The organism is Demequina mangrovi (genome assembly GCF_000759715.1).
Classification (GTDB): domain Bacteria; phylum Actinomycetota; class Actinomycetes; order Actinomycetales; family Demequinaceae; genus Demequina; species Demequina mangrovi.
Window position 1 is genome coordinate 25,045 of sequence record NZ_BBLU01000011.1, and the last position, 13,429, is coordinate 38,473.

Annotated in this window: 17 protein-coding genes; 14 read left to right on the forward strand and 3 right to left on the reverse strand. The window is 73.4% G+C overall.

What is annotated here, in order from left to right:
- The first annotated feature begins 27 nt into the window (after nt 1-27).
- Both TR42_RS10140 and TR42_RS10145 read left to right on the forward strand, forming a co-directional pair.
- Nucleotides 28-891: an ATP-grasp domain-containing protein gene (locus TR42_RS10140; RefSeq protein ID WP_042215476.1), complete on the forward strand. Its 864-nt coding sequence runs from the start codon at nt 28-30 to the stop codon at nt 889-891.
- A gap of 257 nt (nt 892-1,148) precedes the next feature.
- Entirely contained in the window at nt 1,149-2,207 is a 1,059-nt protein-coding gene (locus tag TR42_RS10145; protein ID WP_236623426.1) for a TerC family protein, read from the forward strand.
- A gap of 25 nt (nt 2,208-2,232) precedes the next feature.
- Here the strand turns inward: TR42_RS10145 and TR42_RS10150 are convergent, their stop codons facing one another.
- A complete protein-coding gene (locus TR42_RS10150) occupies nt 2,233-2,532 on the reverse strand; it encodes a TfoX/Sxy family protein (protein ID WP_042215478.1) in 300 nt (99 codons plus the stop codon).
- 70 nt (nt 2,533-2,602) lie between these two features.
- On the opposite strand from TR42_RS10150, the gene TR42_RS15030 reads away from it, so the two are divergent.
- The 3 genes from TR42_RS15030 to TR42_RS10160 all read left to right on the forward strand — a co-directional run bounded on the left by TR42_RS15030 (nt 2,603) and on the right by TR42_RS10160 (nt 4,535).
- Nucleotides 2,603-2,767 (forward strand): hypothetical protein, encoded by a 165-nt coding sequence (locus tag TR42_RS15030; protein ID WP_161786635.1) that lies wholly within the window; start codon nt 2,603-2,605, stop codon nt 2,765-2,767.
- A gap of 84 nt (nt 2,768-2,851) precedes the next feature.
- Nucleotides 2,852-3,322, forward strand: coding sequence for an SRPBCC family protein (locus TR42_RS14365; protein WP_052405936.1), 471 nt, complete (start codon nt 2,852-2,854; stop codon nt 3,320-3,322).
- 40 nt (nt 3,323-3,362) lie between these two features.
- Nucleotides 3,363-4,535 (forward strand): MalY/PatB family protein, encoded by a 1,173-nt coding sequence (locus tag TR42_RS10160; RefSeq protein WP_042215479.1) that lies wholly within the window; start codon nt 3,363-3,365, stop codon nt 4,533-4,535.
- Here TR42_RS10160 and TR42_RS10165 read toward each other — a convergent pair.
- Entirely contained in the window at nt 4,502-5,173 is a 672-nt protein-coding gene (locus tag TR42_RS10165) for a class I SAM-dependent methyltransferase (RefSeq protein WP_042215547.1), read from the reverse strand. The genes TR42_RS10160 and TR42_RS10165 overlap by 34 nt on opposite strands.
- An 80-nt stretch (nt 5,174-5,253) precedes the next feature.
- Here TR42_RS10165 and TR42_RS10170 point away from each other — a divergent pair, with 80 nt between their 5' ends.
- The 5 genes from TR42_RS10170 to TR42_RS10190 all read left to right on the forward strand — a co-directional run bounded on the left by TR42_RS10170 (nt 5,254) and on the right by TR42_RS10190 (nt 9,235).
- On the forward strand, nt 5,254-5,841 hold the full coding sequence (locus TR42_RS10170; protein WP_042215481.1) for a hypothetical protein: 588 nt from the start codon (nt 5,254-5,256) through the stop codon (nt 5,839-5,841).
- Between the two features lie 96 nt (nt 5,842-5,937).
- Nucleotides 5,938-6,468: a copper chaperone PCu(A)C gene (locus TR42_RS10175; RefSeq protein WP_042215483.1), complete on the forward strand. Its 531-nt coding sequence runs from the start codon at nt 5,938-5,940 to the stop codon at nt 6,466-6,468.
- A gap of 2 nt (nt 6,469-6,470) precedes the next feature.
- The gene (locus TR42_RS10180; protein ID WP_042215484.1) at nt 6,471-7,724 is read left to right on the forward strand and encodes a Dyp-type peroxidase; all 1,254 of its coding nucleotides are present in this window, start codon (nt 6,471-6,473) and stop codon (nt 7,722-7,724) included.
- A gap of 24 nt (nt 7,725-7,748) precedes the next feature.
- A complete protein-coding gene (locus TR42_RS10185) occupies nt 7,749-8,339 on the forward strand; it encodes an RBBP9/YdeN family alpha/beta hydrolase (protein WP_042215486.1) in 591 nt (196 codons plus the stop codon).
- On the forward strand, nt 8,336-9,235 hold the full coding sequence (locus TR42_RS10190) for a phosphotransferase (RefSeq protein ID WP_042215488.1): 900 nt from the start codon (nt 8,336-8,338) through the stop codon (nt 9,233-9,235). Before TR42_RS10185 ends, TR42_RS10190 begins: the two co-directional genes overlap by 4 nt.
- Before the next feature lie 21 nt (nt 9,236-9,256).
- On the opposite strand, the gene TR42_RS10195 is transcribed toward TR42_RS10190, so the two are convergent.
- Nucleotides 9,257-10,093 (reverse strand): siderophore-interacting protein, encoded by an 837-nt coding sequence (locus TR42_RS10195; RefSeq protein ID WP_042215491.1) that lies wholly within the window; start codon nt 10,091-10,093, stop codon nt 9,257-9,259.
- Between the two features lie 151 nt (nt 10,094-10,244).
- On the opposite strand from TR42_RS10195, the gene TR42_RS10200 reads away from it, so the two are divergent.
- The 4 genes from TR42_RS10200 (at nt 10,245) to TR42_RS10215 (ending at nt 13,423) form a co-directional block, all read left to right on the forward strand.
- Entirely contained in the window at nt 10,245-10,811 is a 567-nt protein-coding gene (locus TR42_RS10200) for a GNAT family N-acetyltransferase (protein ID WP_161786636.1), read from the forward strand.
- A gap of 83 nt (nt 10,812-10,894) precedes the next feature.
- A complete protein-coding gene (locus tag TR42_RS10205) occupies nt 10,895-11,653 on the forward strand; it encodes a DUF2202 domain-containing protein (RefSeq protein ID WP_052405939.1) in 759 nt (252 codons plus the stop codon).
- 10 nt (nt 11,654-11,663) lie between these two features.
- Nucleotides 11,664-12,347 carry a response regulator gene (locus TR42_RS10210; RefSeq protein ID WP_042215495.1) on the forward strand — a complete coding sequence of 228 codons (684 nt, stop codon included), beginning with the start codon at nt 11,664-11,666 and terminating at the stop codon, nt 12,345-12,347.
- A complete protein-coding gene (locus TR42_RS10215) occupies nt 12,344-13,423 on the forward strand; it encodes a sensor histidine kinase (protein WP_042215498.1) in 1,080 nt (359 codons plus the stop codon). The genes TR42_RS10210 and TR42_RS10215 overlap by 4 nt, the downstream gene beginning before the upstream one ends.
- The last annotated feature ends 6 nt before the right edge of the window (nt 13,424-13,429 follow it).

Sequence of the window (13,429 nt, forward strand, 5' to 3'; positions counted from 1 at the left end):
CCCGGGTCCGCCGCTAGGTTGAGCCCCATGGCACCCCGGATCGCCCTCGTCACCACGCGCGAGCTCGCCGCTCCCGACGCCGACGAGCTGCTGCTGCTCCCCCACCTGCCCGAGGCCTCGCTGGTCGCCTGGGACGACCCGTCGGTGGACTGGGCCGCGTTCGACGTCGCGATCCTGCGCAGCACCTGGAACTACCACGACGACGTCGCGACCTTCCTCGCGTGGGCGCGCCGCGCCTCGTCCGTCACGCGGCTGCTCAACCCGGTCGCGACGGTCGAGTGGAACACCGACAAGCGCTACCTCGCGGACCTCGCCGCCGCGGGCTTCCCCGTGGTGCCGACCACCTTCGTCGCGCCGGGCACGGAGGTGCCGGACGATGCGGTGGTCGCCCTCGACGGGCACCTCGTGGTCAAGCCGTCGGTCGGCGCGGGCTCGAACGGCGCGCTGCTCTTCGACGGCGACGCCGCGGGCGCGCTCGCGCACGTCCGCGCCCTGCACGCGCAGGGCAAGGTCGCGATGCTCCAGCCGTACCTCGCGGAGGTCGACACCGCCGGCGAGACCGCGCTGGTCTACCTGGGCGGACGCTTCTCCCACGCCGCGCGCAAGGGCGCGATCCTGTCCCGCGAGATGTCCTTCGACTCGGGCCTCTACGCCGAGGAGGAGATCGATCCGACCGTGCCGACGGCGTCCGAGCGCGAGGTCGGCGACCGGCTCGTCGCGGCGCTGCCGTCGCTCGGCCACCCCGGGCTCGCCTACGTGCGCGTGGACCTGCTCCCCACGGCCGCGGGACCCGTGGTCCTCGAGCTCGAGCTGACCGAGCCGAGCCTGTTCCTCGGCCTCGACCCGGACGCGCCCTCCCGCGCGGCGGCGGCCTTCCGCGCGCTGCTCTGATCCCGTCGTGACACTCAGAACGGATCTCGAGGCGACACGCCGGCCCGGACACGTCCACATCGTCCGCGACCCGGCGTGTCGGATCCTTTTCCGTTCGGAGTGTCGGGAGGGGGAGGTGATCCTCTACTCTTGACCCCCGAGGGGAGTACTTCTCAAGCCCCGTTCCGGTCAATACGAGATCTTCGTGGATCCTCCCGGGCGGGCGCCGCACCAGCGGCGAAGGAGACCTCAGGACTTCGCCGTACCTGAGGAGACCCATGTCCCCGCTCATGCTCGAGACCTCGACCACCGAGGCCGCGCTGCACACGATCGCCACACCCGGCCTGTGGATCGGCACCATCGTCGCCGTGATCGGCCTGCTGATCTTCGACTTCGTCATCACGCGCAAGCCGCACGAGGTCTCCTTCAAGGAGGCGCTCGGCTGGACCGCGTTCTACATCGCGATCCCGCTGGCCTTCGGCGGCTGGGTGTGGGCCGCGCACGGCTCCGACATCGGCGTGAAGTACTACACGGGCTACATCGTCGAGAAGTCGCTCTCGGTCGACAACCTCTTCGTCTTCATCCTCATCCTCAGCGCCTTCGCGGTGCCGCGGATGCTCCAGCAGCGCGTGCTGCTGTTCGGCGTCGCCGGCGCGATCGTGCTGCGAGGCCTCTTCATCGCTCTCGGCGCGGGCCTCATCGCGACCTTCGACTGGACCTTCCTGCTCTTCGGCGCGATCCTCCTCGCGACCGCGGTCAAGGTCTTCCGCGACGCGCGCAGCGAGGAGGACGAGGAGATCGACCCCGAGCAGATGCGCATCGTCAAGCTGATGAGCCGGTTCTTCCCCGTCACGGGCGAGTACGAGGGCACCAAGGCCACCGTCATCCGCAACGGCCGCCGCGCCCTGACCCCGCTCGCGCTGGTGATGGCGGCGATCATCTTCACCGACATCGTCTTCGCGGTCGACTCGGTCCCGGCCGTCTACGGCATCACCGCGGACCCGTACCTCGTGTTCGCGACCAACGCCTTCGCGCTGCTGGGCCTGCGCGCGCTGTACTTCGTGCTCGAGGGCGCCCTGTCGAAGCTGGTCCACCTGGGCTACGGCCTGTCGGTCATCCTCGGCTTCATCGGCGTCAAGCTGGTGCTGCACTGGGCGCACGGCGTGTGGCCCGGTGTCCCGACCATCCCGACCGTGCTGTCGCTCGTGGTGATCGTCGGCGTGCTCGCGATCACCACCGTGACGAGCCTGCGCGCCTCGAAGCGCCTGGAGGCCGCGGCCGCCGAGGCGGCTCACGCCGGCTTCGTCTCCCCGACCGCGGACTCCGAGCAGCGCTGACGCACCTCCACCGCCTGCCCGCGCGTCACCGTCGGCGCGCGGGCAGCGCCTCCGCGGTCCCGGCGACCAGCCGCTGCAGCAGCGCCGGGTCCTCGACGGCGTCCGCGCCGACGATGCGATGCGGCTTGGCGCCCGGGTACGGGGAGCCCTCCGCCAGGCCCTCGGTGGCCGCGGTCGGCTTGAGGTGGAGGACGTCGTCGCACACCACGCCGACGAAGCGCTCGTCGCAGTAGAGCCCGTACTCGCCGAACATCGCCCGGACGCGCACCGGAAGCGGCTCGAGCTGCTCGAGCAGGTGGTCGACGGTGCTCCGCGAGGTGCTCACGCGCCTCACGCTACGCTCGGCCGGGAAGGTCCTGCGCCGCGAGCGCGTTGGCCTGCACGGAGGTGCACGGATGAGACGCAGGTTCGGACGATGGCTGTTCATGGCGATCGCGATCCCCGTGGCGGCGGCGCTGCTGGGACGCATCGCGGACGAGGTGGAGGCGCGCCAGGGCGCCGACTCGAAGGTCGCCAAGGGGCTCAGGGTCGGCAAGGGGATCCTCCGCCCAGGCGCCTGAATCGCTCCGTTTGACGGGTATGCTCCCGACTACCAGGCTGATGACGTGAACACACAGCGGCCAGGTCGAGCTCAGGAGCGTGACATGGACATCTCGGTCGAGGCTCCCGCCGAGCCCCCGGTCCTCGTCGCCACCCTCCGGATGCCGTTCCCGCTGTCGCGCGTGTGGACCGCGGTCACCGAGCCGCTGTACATCCAGGAGTGGTTCGCTCCGCACGGCTACACCAACCGCTCGGTCGAGATGGACGTCTCCCCGGGCGGCGCGTGGCGGATGTCGCAGATGGACCCCGAGGGCAACGCCTTCGCGTTCTACGGGCGCTTCGACATCGTCGAGCGGGAGTCCCGGCTGCGCTTCTCGCAGACGTCCGAGATCTTCCCGGACGTCACCACGTGGCTGCGCGTCGAGATGGCCGGCTCCCCCGCGGGCACGATGATGGTGGTGAGCCACCTGTTCCCGTCCGACTACCACCGCACGGCGTACCTCAACCTGGGCGGCCTGGCCCGCCTCCGCGAGCCCCTCGAGCGGCTCGACACCCTGCTCCGCTCGATGAGCTGAGCCCGTTCCCCGCGACGCGGGCCTCGGATACGCTCGGCCCATGACCGTGGACCCGTTCACCGTCCCGCTCGAGCGCCTGCGCCGCCGGACGTCCGCCAAGTGGACCAAGTTCGATCCGGACGTGCTGCCCCTGTGGGTCGCGGAGATGGACGTCGACCTCGCCGAGCCGATCCAGGAGGCCCTGATCCGCGCGGTCCGCGACGGCGACATGGGCTACCCGACCCCCGGCCCGTACGTCGACGCCTTCGTCGACTTCGCGCGCGCCCGCTGGCCTTGGGAGGGTCTCGACCCGGCGCGGGTGCTGCCGGTGCAGAGCGTCATCATGGGCTACGTCGACGCCCTCGTCGAGGTCACCGACCCGGGCTCCGAGATCCTCGTGAACTCGCCCGTCTACCCGCCGTTCTTCGCCTACCTCAAGCAGGCCGGACGCGTGCTGCGCGAGGCGCCGCTCGGACCCGACCTGCGCCTCGACCTCGAGGCGATCGACCGCGCCATGGAGCTCGCGACCGCGGGCGGGCGCCGCGCGGGATACCTCCTGTGCAACCCGCACAACCCGGGCGGCGCGGTCCACACGCGCGCCGAGCTCGAGGCCGTGGCCGAGCTGTCGCGCCGCCACGGCGTGCCGGTGGTCTCTGACGAGATCCACGCGCCCATCGTCTACGCGCCCCACGAGTTCGCGCCCTACCTCGACGTCGACCCGACGGGCGTCGCGCTCCACGCGGCGTCGAAGGCGTGGAACCTGCCGGCGATGCCGGCCGCGCTCATGGTCGGCGGACCCGAGGCGGCCGGCTTCGACTCCTTCGCGCACGGCAAGCACCACGGCCCGAGCCACCTGGGCGCGATCGCGCAGATCGCGGCGTACCGCGAGGGCGGCGAGTGGCTCGAGGGCATGCTCGCGGGCCTCGACCGCAACCGGCTCCTGGTCCGCGACCTGCTGGCCGCGCACGCGCCCGAGGTCGGCTACCTGGTGCCCGAGGGCACCTACCTCACGTGGCTCGGCTTCGGCACGATGCTCGGCGACGTGCCCTCGCACGCGCTCATGACGCACGGCAGGCTCGCGCTCAACGTCGGCACCGACTTCGGCACCGGCGGCGCGGGCCACGCGCGCATGAACATCGCGACCTCGCCCGAGATCCTCGAGGAGGCGGTGCGCCGGATCGCGCGCACGCTCGAGGTGGCTCAGTCCGAGGGTCGGTCCCAGGTCAGCGTGTAGCGCCACAGCAGCTCGCGCGTGTAATCGGAGCCGGGCAGCAGGCGCTCGGCGGCGGCGCGCACGTCCTTGAACGAGTGCGGCGCGGGCCACACGCAGTCGCAGCCGTGATCCCAGTAGCCGCGGAACAGGCGGTGGAACTTGTCGACGAAGGTCGCCCACACGTCGCGCGGGAGGTCCTGCGGCCAGTTCGGCGTCGCCATGCCCACGATGACGAGCCGACCGCCCGGCGCGACGCGGTCGCGCAGGTAGGTCAGCCCCTCCTCGAGATCGAGGTGGTGGAGCGTCGCGGACGCGGTGACGACGTCGTAGGTGCCGTGCTCCTCCGCGAGCGCATCGCCCACGCGGTACGTGATCGACGGCGACTGCGCCGGCTCCTCCTCGGTCGAGTCGAGCAGCTCGACGGTGTGGCCCTGCGCGCGGGCCCGCGCGATCGCGGCCGCGTCGACGTCGATGCCGGTGACCTCGAGGCCGCGCGCGGCGAGGCGGCGCGCGAGGTAGCCCTCGCCGCAGCCGACATCGAGCGCCGTGCGCGCGTGCTCGGGAAGCGCCGCGACGAGCGGCTGCATGTAGTGGATGTTGTAGTTCCAACGCTGGTGGTCGGGACGCACCTTCGCGTCCGTGGGCGTCTCATCGCTCATGGCGCACCATCCTCCCCCACCGCGGCGGGTGCGCGGAACACCGTGGGACCTCGGTCCCGGTGCGTGCGAGAATCGACGCCGTGAGCGAGGGCATGTCGAGGCTGGGTCGCGCCGGAGGCGCGGCCGCGCTGTCGACGCTGTCCGCGCTCGGGATGCACATGCTCGCCGGCGGCGAGGCGCCCTCGCTGCTCGCGGTCGCGGCGCCCCTCGCGGCGGCCTTCGCGATCGCGGCGCAGCTCGCCGGACGGCCGCTCGGCCGCTGGCGGCTCGCCGTCGTGGTCGCCGCGAGCCAGGTCGCGCTCCACACGACGTTCTCGCTCGGCGCGTCCGAGCCCACGGGCCTCGGCGGCCACGCAGGTCACGATGCGGCGGCCCTCGCCGGCACGCTCGACGGCGCCGCGGTGCATGCGCACGGCGCGATGCCGGTCGCGCACGCGATCGCGGGCGCGGCCACCTACGTGGGGATCCGCGCCGCAGACACGGTCCTTGGAGCCCTCGCTGGCATCGTCGCGCTCGCGCTCGACGCTCTCGTCGCGGCGCTCCGGCTCCGCCCCGCGGCGGCCCCGTCCCCCGCGCCCCGCATCGTGCCCGCCGCCCAGGGCCCGCGCCTGGTGCGCGCGGTCGCGCTCGCCGTGCCCTCGGGACGCGCCCCTCCCGTGACCGCCTGAACCGCGTCACCCGCGAGCCTCGCTCGCACCCCGTTCAGGCACACCCGCGCGCCGACGTGCCGGCGCACGCGCGCGCACCACCATCACAGGAGAGTCATGTTCACCCGTCCCCGTCTTCTTGCGACCGCCGCGGTCGCCCTCGCCACCGCCGGGCTCGCCGGCTGCGCCTCCGACGCCGCGAGCGCCGATGCCGCTCTCGCCGTCACCGACCCGTGGGTCAAGACCGCCACCACCGAGGACATGATGTCCGCGGCCTTCGGCGTCCTCGCCAACACCACGGACGAGGACGTCACCGTCGTCGCCGCCACCTCCCCGCAGTACCCGGCCCTCGAGCTCCACGAGGTGGTCGACGGCGCGATGCAGGAGCTCGGCGACGGCATGGTCGTCCCTGCCCACGGCGAGCTCGTGCTCGAGCCCGGCGGCTTCCACATCATGATCGTCGAGCTCCCCGAGGCCATCGAGGCCGGCGACGAGGTCGAGATCACCCTCGAGCTGTCCGACGGCGGGACCGTCGACTTCACCGCGACCGCCAAGGACTTCGACGGCGGCAACGAGGAGTACCACGAGAGGGACGGCGAGGACATGGACATGTCCTCCGACGAGGCGACCGCGGAGCACTCGCACTGATCATGGGCGCCACCGATCGCACCGGCGTCAGCCGGCGGCGGCTCCTTCTCGGAGGGGCCGCCGCCGGCGCGGGCGCCGCCGTCACCCTCGGCGCGGAGCGCGCGGGTCTGCTCCCGGGCTCGGCGACCGAGCCCGCCGCGGACACCGCGGGGATCAACGGCGAGCGCATCGTGCCCTTCCACGGAGCGCACCAGGCGGGCGTGACGTCGGCGCCGGGCGCGTACGCCACGTACCTCGCCTTCGACCTGCTCGACTCCACGGACCGCGAGCGGCTGCGCGCGTGGCTGCGACTGCTCTCGGACGACGCCGCGCGGATCACGCAGGGCCGCGGCGCGCTCGCCGACCTCGAGCCCGAGCTCGCGGTCCGTCCCGCGGGCCTCACCGCGACGTTCGGGCTCGGCCGCGAGGCCGTGCGCCGCACCGGGGCCGAGGAGCCGGCCTGGCTGGGCCCGCTGCCCGCGTTCCCGCAGATCGACGCGCTCGAGGACCGGTGGTCCGACGGCGACCTCGTGGTGCTGCTCCACGGCGACGACCCGACCGCGATCTCGCACCTCGCCCGCATGCTCGTGCGCGACTCGCGCGCGTTCGCGACGCTGCGGTGGCGTCAGAGCGGCTTCCGCCGCGCATACGGCTCCGACGCGGCGGGCACGACGATGCGCAACCTCTTCGGGCAGGTCGACGGCTCGACCACACCCAAGCCCGGCAGCGCGGACTTCGACGCCGCGGTGTGGGCGGGGGACGACTCCCCCGCATGGCTGCGCGGCGGCACGTCATTGGTGCTGCGCCGCATCGCGATGGACCTCGAGGGCTGGGACGAGGTGGGGCGCGAGGGCCGCGAGCACTCGGTCGGCAGGCGACTGTCCGACGGCGCACCCCTCACCGGCGGCACCGAGCGCGACGACGTTGATCTCGAGGCGACCGACGCGAGCGGCTTCACGGTGATCAACCCGGCCGCGCACGTCGCCCGCTCGCGCGTGAGCGACCCGGCCCAGGGCATCGTCCGCATCGGCTTCAGCTACGACGATCCGGTCGAGGAGGGCGCGCTCGACGCGGCGGGACGTCCCGCGGTGTCCAACGTGGGCCTGCTGTTCGGGTCGTGGCAGCGCGACGTCGACGCGCAGTACGTCCCGATGCAGCGCCGCCTCGCCGAGGCGGACCTGCTCAACACGTGGACCACGCCCATCGGCTCGGGCGTGTGGGCGATCCCGCCCGGCTGCGACGAGGGAGGGTTCGTCGGCGAGACGCTCTTCGCGTGACGGGGCGTGTGGGACGATGCGCCGATGACGGCTCGCGTGCTCCTTCTCCACGGCTACCAGCACATGCGTCCGCGAGCGCACTGGATGTGGTGGCTCGCGGAGGAGCTGCGCCGGCGCCGGGTCCCCGTGCAGTACCCGCAGCTGCCGAACCCCGGCGACCCGGTCCTCGAGGACTGGTCGGCGATCGCGGCCACGGAGATCGACATGACGGGCGCGGCCGACGACGAGCGGATCGTGATCGCGCACTCGCTCGGCACCGTGCTGTGGCGCCATCTCGAGACGGTCCAGGGGCGCCCCCTCGCGGACCGCGTGCTGCTGGTCGCACCGCCGGGGCCGGAGCAGCTGTCCCGGATCGGCGACTTCGCGTCCGCCGCGGGTGCGCCGGACACCCCGCTCGCTGCGGCGACGATGCTCGCGCGCGAGGTCGACCCCTACCGGCGGGAGCCGCTCGAGGCCGTCGCGGCGAGCTGGGGCGTGCCCGGCATCGTCCTCCCGGGAACGGGGCACCTCAACCCCGACGACGGGCACGGGCCGTGGCCCGCGGTGCTCGAGTGGACGATGCGAGGCGACGCCGAGTGGCGGCTCGCGGAGGGCGCCCGTAGCCTCGACGCATGAGCACAGCGTCGTGGTCTCGGCCCACCGCCGACGTCTCGGTGACCTCCTCGATGATCCACGACCTGCTGGCGCGCGATCACCCCGATCTGGCGGGGCTCGAGCTCGGCGACGCCTACGAGGGCTGGGACAACGTCACGGTCCGACTGGGCGCGGACCTGGCGGTACGCGTCCCGCGGCGCACCCATGCGGCGCAGCTGATCGAGCGCGAGCACGTGTGGCTCCCCCGGCTGGCGGAGGGCTGGACGTTCGCCGCGCCGGTGCCCGCACGCCTGGGCGGACCCTCTGAGGAGCTGCCGTGGGCATGGGCCGTGGTGCCGTGGCTCCCCGGGGTGCCGGCGTACACCGCGCCGCTGTCGAGGGCCGGCGCGCGCGCCCTGGGCCGGGCGCTGGCGGAGCTGCACGCCCCCGCGCCGCCGGAAGCGCCGCGCAACCCGTTCCGGTCGACTCCCCTCGCCGAGCGCGCGGAGCGCTTCGACGACCGCATCGAGCGGCTGCTCGCGACGGGCCTCACGCTCGACGACGAGCTCGCGCGCCAGCAGTTCCACCTGGGCGCCGCGCAGCGCCGGCCGCTCGAGGTGTGGTGCCACCTCGACCTGCACGGTGCGAACGTGCTCAGCGCGGACGGCGCTCTCGGGGGCATCCTCGACTGGGGCGACCTCGGTGTCGCGGACCCGGCCACGGACCTCGGGCAGGCGTGGTGCCTGGTCGGGAGCTCGCGCATGCGCGACCTGCTCGACGGCTACGACGACGCGATCACACCGCTCGACGAGGGCGCGATGCTGCGCGTGCGCGCCGAGGCGCTCGCGTACGCGGTGACGCTCGCGGCGCTCACCGAGGAGCCGTACGCGGAGGCGGGGCGGCGGGCGCTCGTCGACCTCGAGGTGCTCGCGGCCTGACGCCCAGGCGGGTGCCTGAGGTCAGGCGCCCATCTTCTGGAGGAAGGGCTCGAGCTCGACCCAGTTCTCCTCGTCGCTGCGGTCGTCGCGCCACAGCGACATGTACTCGGCCTTGGTCTCCTCGGAGGCCTCGTTCCACACGCGCAGCGCGTGCTCGAGGTCCTTGTGCCAGTAGCCGACGATCCGGATGTGCGTGAGCGGCAGACCGTACTCGCGGCGCAGCATCGTCCGGATGGCGCGCGAGTCCTTGGCCTCGCACGCGACCCAGACGTACGAGCCGGCACCCGGGTCGAGGTGCGTGTCGGTGAGCGCGACGAGGGCGTCCTTGAGGATCGAGGCGCGCACGCCGTTGCCGCCGAGCCGCCACTCGACGGTCGCCTGCGCGGCCGTGGGCAGCTCGCGGACGTCCGCGAGGTCCGCGAGCTCGACCACCACGTGGAAGACCTCGTCGGCGCCCGCCTCCGCGAGGATGCGCGCGATCGCCGGCAGCGCGGTGGCGTCGCCCACGAGCACGCGCACGCCGGCGCCCGCGGCGGGGACCTTGTAGTAGCCCTTGGAGTCGGAGACCTCGGTGCGGTCGCCCGGGACGACGGTGCGGGCCCAGGTCGCGCCCGGGCCGTCGCCGTGGAGGAAGACCTCCATCTCGAAGCCCCCGTCGATGTGGCCGCTCACCGTGTAGTGGCGAGCGCTGTGACCGTCGGCGTCGTCGGTCTCGGCTCCCACCTCGACGTGGACGCACTCGTCCGGCGTGCCGTCGGAGACCCACGCGGCCGGCTCGTCGAGCCGCAGGGCCACGCGCCTCATGTGCGGCGTCACCTCCACGACAGAGGTGACGGTGGCGGCGTGGACGGTCTCCATGAGGCTCCGTTCGAGGGGGACGCGGGATCCTGAAGCGAGGTGAGGCTCACCTCACCTCGTGAGTGTAGACCACATCCGCAACGGCGACGTTTCCTAATTGAATGGGTCACAGGTCCGGCATGACGGGGTTATGTATGGCTACTGTGTGGCCGTGGCCTTCGCTCCGATCGATACCGCGAGACTCGTGCTGCGCCCCTTCTCCGAGGAGGACGCCGAGGACTTCGCCGCGCGCCGCTCCGATCCGGAGACCGCGATGTACCAGGCCTGGCGCGTGCCGTACTCGGTCGAGAAGGCGCTCGCCGTCATCAAGGAGAGCGAGCATCACGACGGCCCGGTCCCGGGCCACTGGTTCCAGCTCGACGTCCAGCGCCGCGCGGACGGCCGCACGGTCGGCGACGTCGCCGTGTACCTCCACGAGCACGGCCACACCGCGGAGATCGGCTACACGCTGCACAGCTGGGCGCGACGCAAGGGCTACGCGACCGAGGCGTCGATCGCGCTGATCGACTACCTGGTCGAGGTCACCGGCGTGCACCGCGTCGAGGCCGCGACCCATCCCGACAACACGCGCTCGATCGCCGTGCTCACGCGGCTCGGCTTCGCAGCCGAGGGGATCAAGCGCGAGGCCTTCTGGGTCGAGGACGACGTCTCGGACGACGCGATCTTCGGCCTCCTCGCGCGCGAGTGGCGCGCCCACCGCACCACCCTCGAGGCGTAGCTTCACGGAATCTTCACACCGGCACCGCCCGACGCTTCATGCGCGCGCGATGGACTGGGGTCATCCGAGACGAGGAGACCGTGATGACCACCTGGACCAGGATCGCGTGGGGTGCCGCCGCCGGCGCCGCGCTCATCGCCGGCACGGCCGGCGCGGCGTGGGCGGCGTCGAGCGGCTCCGGCGACGATGACGACAGCACCTACGGCTACGAGCGCGGCTACGGCATGGGCGGCGGCATGGGGGGCATGATGCGCGGTCGCTCGTGGGACGACGACGCGGACGCCCGCGACTGGCGGGGCGCCGGCGGCTGCCTGGGCGACGTCCACGTGGACGATGCCCCCGCCACCGACGCCGACGCCGCCTCGCTCGCGGCCATGGCCGAGGAGGAGCGCATGGCGGGCGACCTCTACGACGCGCTCGCCGACACCACCGGGCTTCGCACGTTCGCGATGATCGCGCACGCCGAGGACATGCACCTCGCCGCCGTGCAGGGCCTGCTCGAGGCCTACGGGCTCGACGACCCGTCCGAGGACGCGGAGCCGGGCGTCTACGACGACGCCGACCTCCAGGCGCTGTACGACGAGCTGCTCGCGCAGGGCACCGCGTCGGAGACCGGCGCGCTCACGGCCGGCGCGCTCGTCGAGGAGACCGACATCGCCGACCTCCGCGCGCAGGACGTGGACTCCGAGGCGATCGCCGCGCTGTACGACCGACTCGAGCACGCGAGCGAGCATCACCTCACCGCCTTCGTGCGGGCGCTGGACGCCGACGGGCAGGCGTACGAGGCATCCTTCCTGGATCCGGCCGAGGTCGCCGACATCACCGGTGTCCCCGCTCCCTAGGATTGCTGGTGTGGGAGCGCGCACCGTGCTGGTGGTGGACGACGAGACGAGCATCAGGGACCTCGTCGGCGAGTACCTGCGCCGCGACGGCTTCGAGGTCCTCGCCGCGGGCTCGGGCGAGGACGCGCTCGACGCGCTCCGTCACGAGCGCGCCGACCTCGTGATCCTCGACGTCCGGCTCCCCGGCATCGACGGCATGGAGACGCTGCGGCGGATCCGCCGGTCGTCGTCCGTGCCCGTGCTCCTTCTCACCGCCCGCGCCGAGGAGGCCGACCGCATCGTCGGACTCGAGCTCGGCGCGGACGACTACGTCACCAAGCCCTTCAGCCCGCGCGAGGTGGTCGCGCGGGTCCGGGCGATCCTCCGGCGGGGCGACGCCTCGGCCCTCGACGACCGGATCGTCGCCGGCGCGCTCCAGGTCGACACGGGCGCGCACGAGGCCACGGTCGACGGCCGGGCGATCGCGCTCACCGCGCTCGAGTTCGACCTGCTCGCCGCGCTCGCCTCGGCGCCGGGGCGCGTCTTCACGCGGCGTCAGCTCATCGAGCGCGTGTGGGGCTGGGACTTCTACGGCGACGAGCGCATCGTCGACGTGCACGTGCGCAAGCTGCGGCGCGCCCTCGGCGACCCGGCCGAGGACCCGCGGATGATCCTCACCGTGCGCGGGGTCGGCTACAAGCTGGCGGCGCCGTGAGCACGCTGCGCGCCCGGCTGCTCGCGTCGCATCTCGCGGTCGCGGCGGTCGGGGTGATCGCGCTGATCGCCGTGGGCGCGACCGTCGGCGGGGTCGCGGTGCAGCGGCGCATGGGCGCCGACCACGAGTCGATGATGCGCGGCGTGCGCGTCCAGGAGGCCGTCGCGGACGTGCTCCCCCTCGCGCTCGGCTGGGGCGCGGTCGCGGGCATCGTCGCGGCGGCGCTCGCGGCGCTGTGGATCTCGCGCCGGGTCGCGGGCCCGCTCGCGGAGGTGCAGGAGGCCACGCGTGCGATCGCGGCGGGCGACTACTCGCGTCGCGTGCCCCGACCGCCGGAGGCCGAGCTCGCCGGGGTCGCGGACGACGTCAACGCGCTGGCCGCACGCCTGTCCGACGCCGAGGAGCGGCGGGCACGCCTCATCGACGAGGTCGCGCACGAGATGCGCACCCCGCTCACCGTCATCGGCGGCACCGCGGAGGGGCTCATCGACGGCGTCGTGGAGCCCGGTCCCGAGTCGTACGAGCGCATCGCCGCCGAAGCCTCACGGCTGCGGCGGCTCGCCGAGGACCTCTCGACGCTCTCCCGCGCCGAGGAGAGCGCGTTGTCGCTGAGCCTCGGACCCGCGGATCTCGGTGACCTGGTCCGGGCCGCAGCCGACCGTCTGCGGACGCAGTTCGACCACCGCGGCGTGGGGATCACGGTCGAGGCTCCCGCGCCGGTGCCCGTGACGGCCGACGCCGATCGCGTGATCCAGGTGCTCGTCAACCTGCTGGGCAACGCGCTCGCGCACAGCGCCGAGGGATCGACGGTCACGATGCGCGCGTCGACCCGCGGGGACGAGGCCGTCGTCGAGGTCGTCGACACCGGCTCCGGCATCGCACCCGAGGAGCTCGCCCGGGTCTTCGATCGCTTCTACCGCGGGTCGGGCGCCGAGGGACGGACCGGCCGCGGCATCGGCCTCACCATCGCCCGGTCGCTCGCGCGCGCCCACGGAGGGGACGTCACGGCGGCCTCGGACGGACCAGGGACGGGCGCGACGTTCACGCTCGCGCTCCCCGTCGGGGCGGGAGCGTGAGGCGCG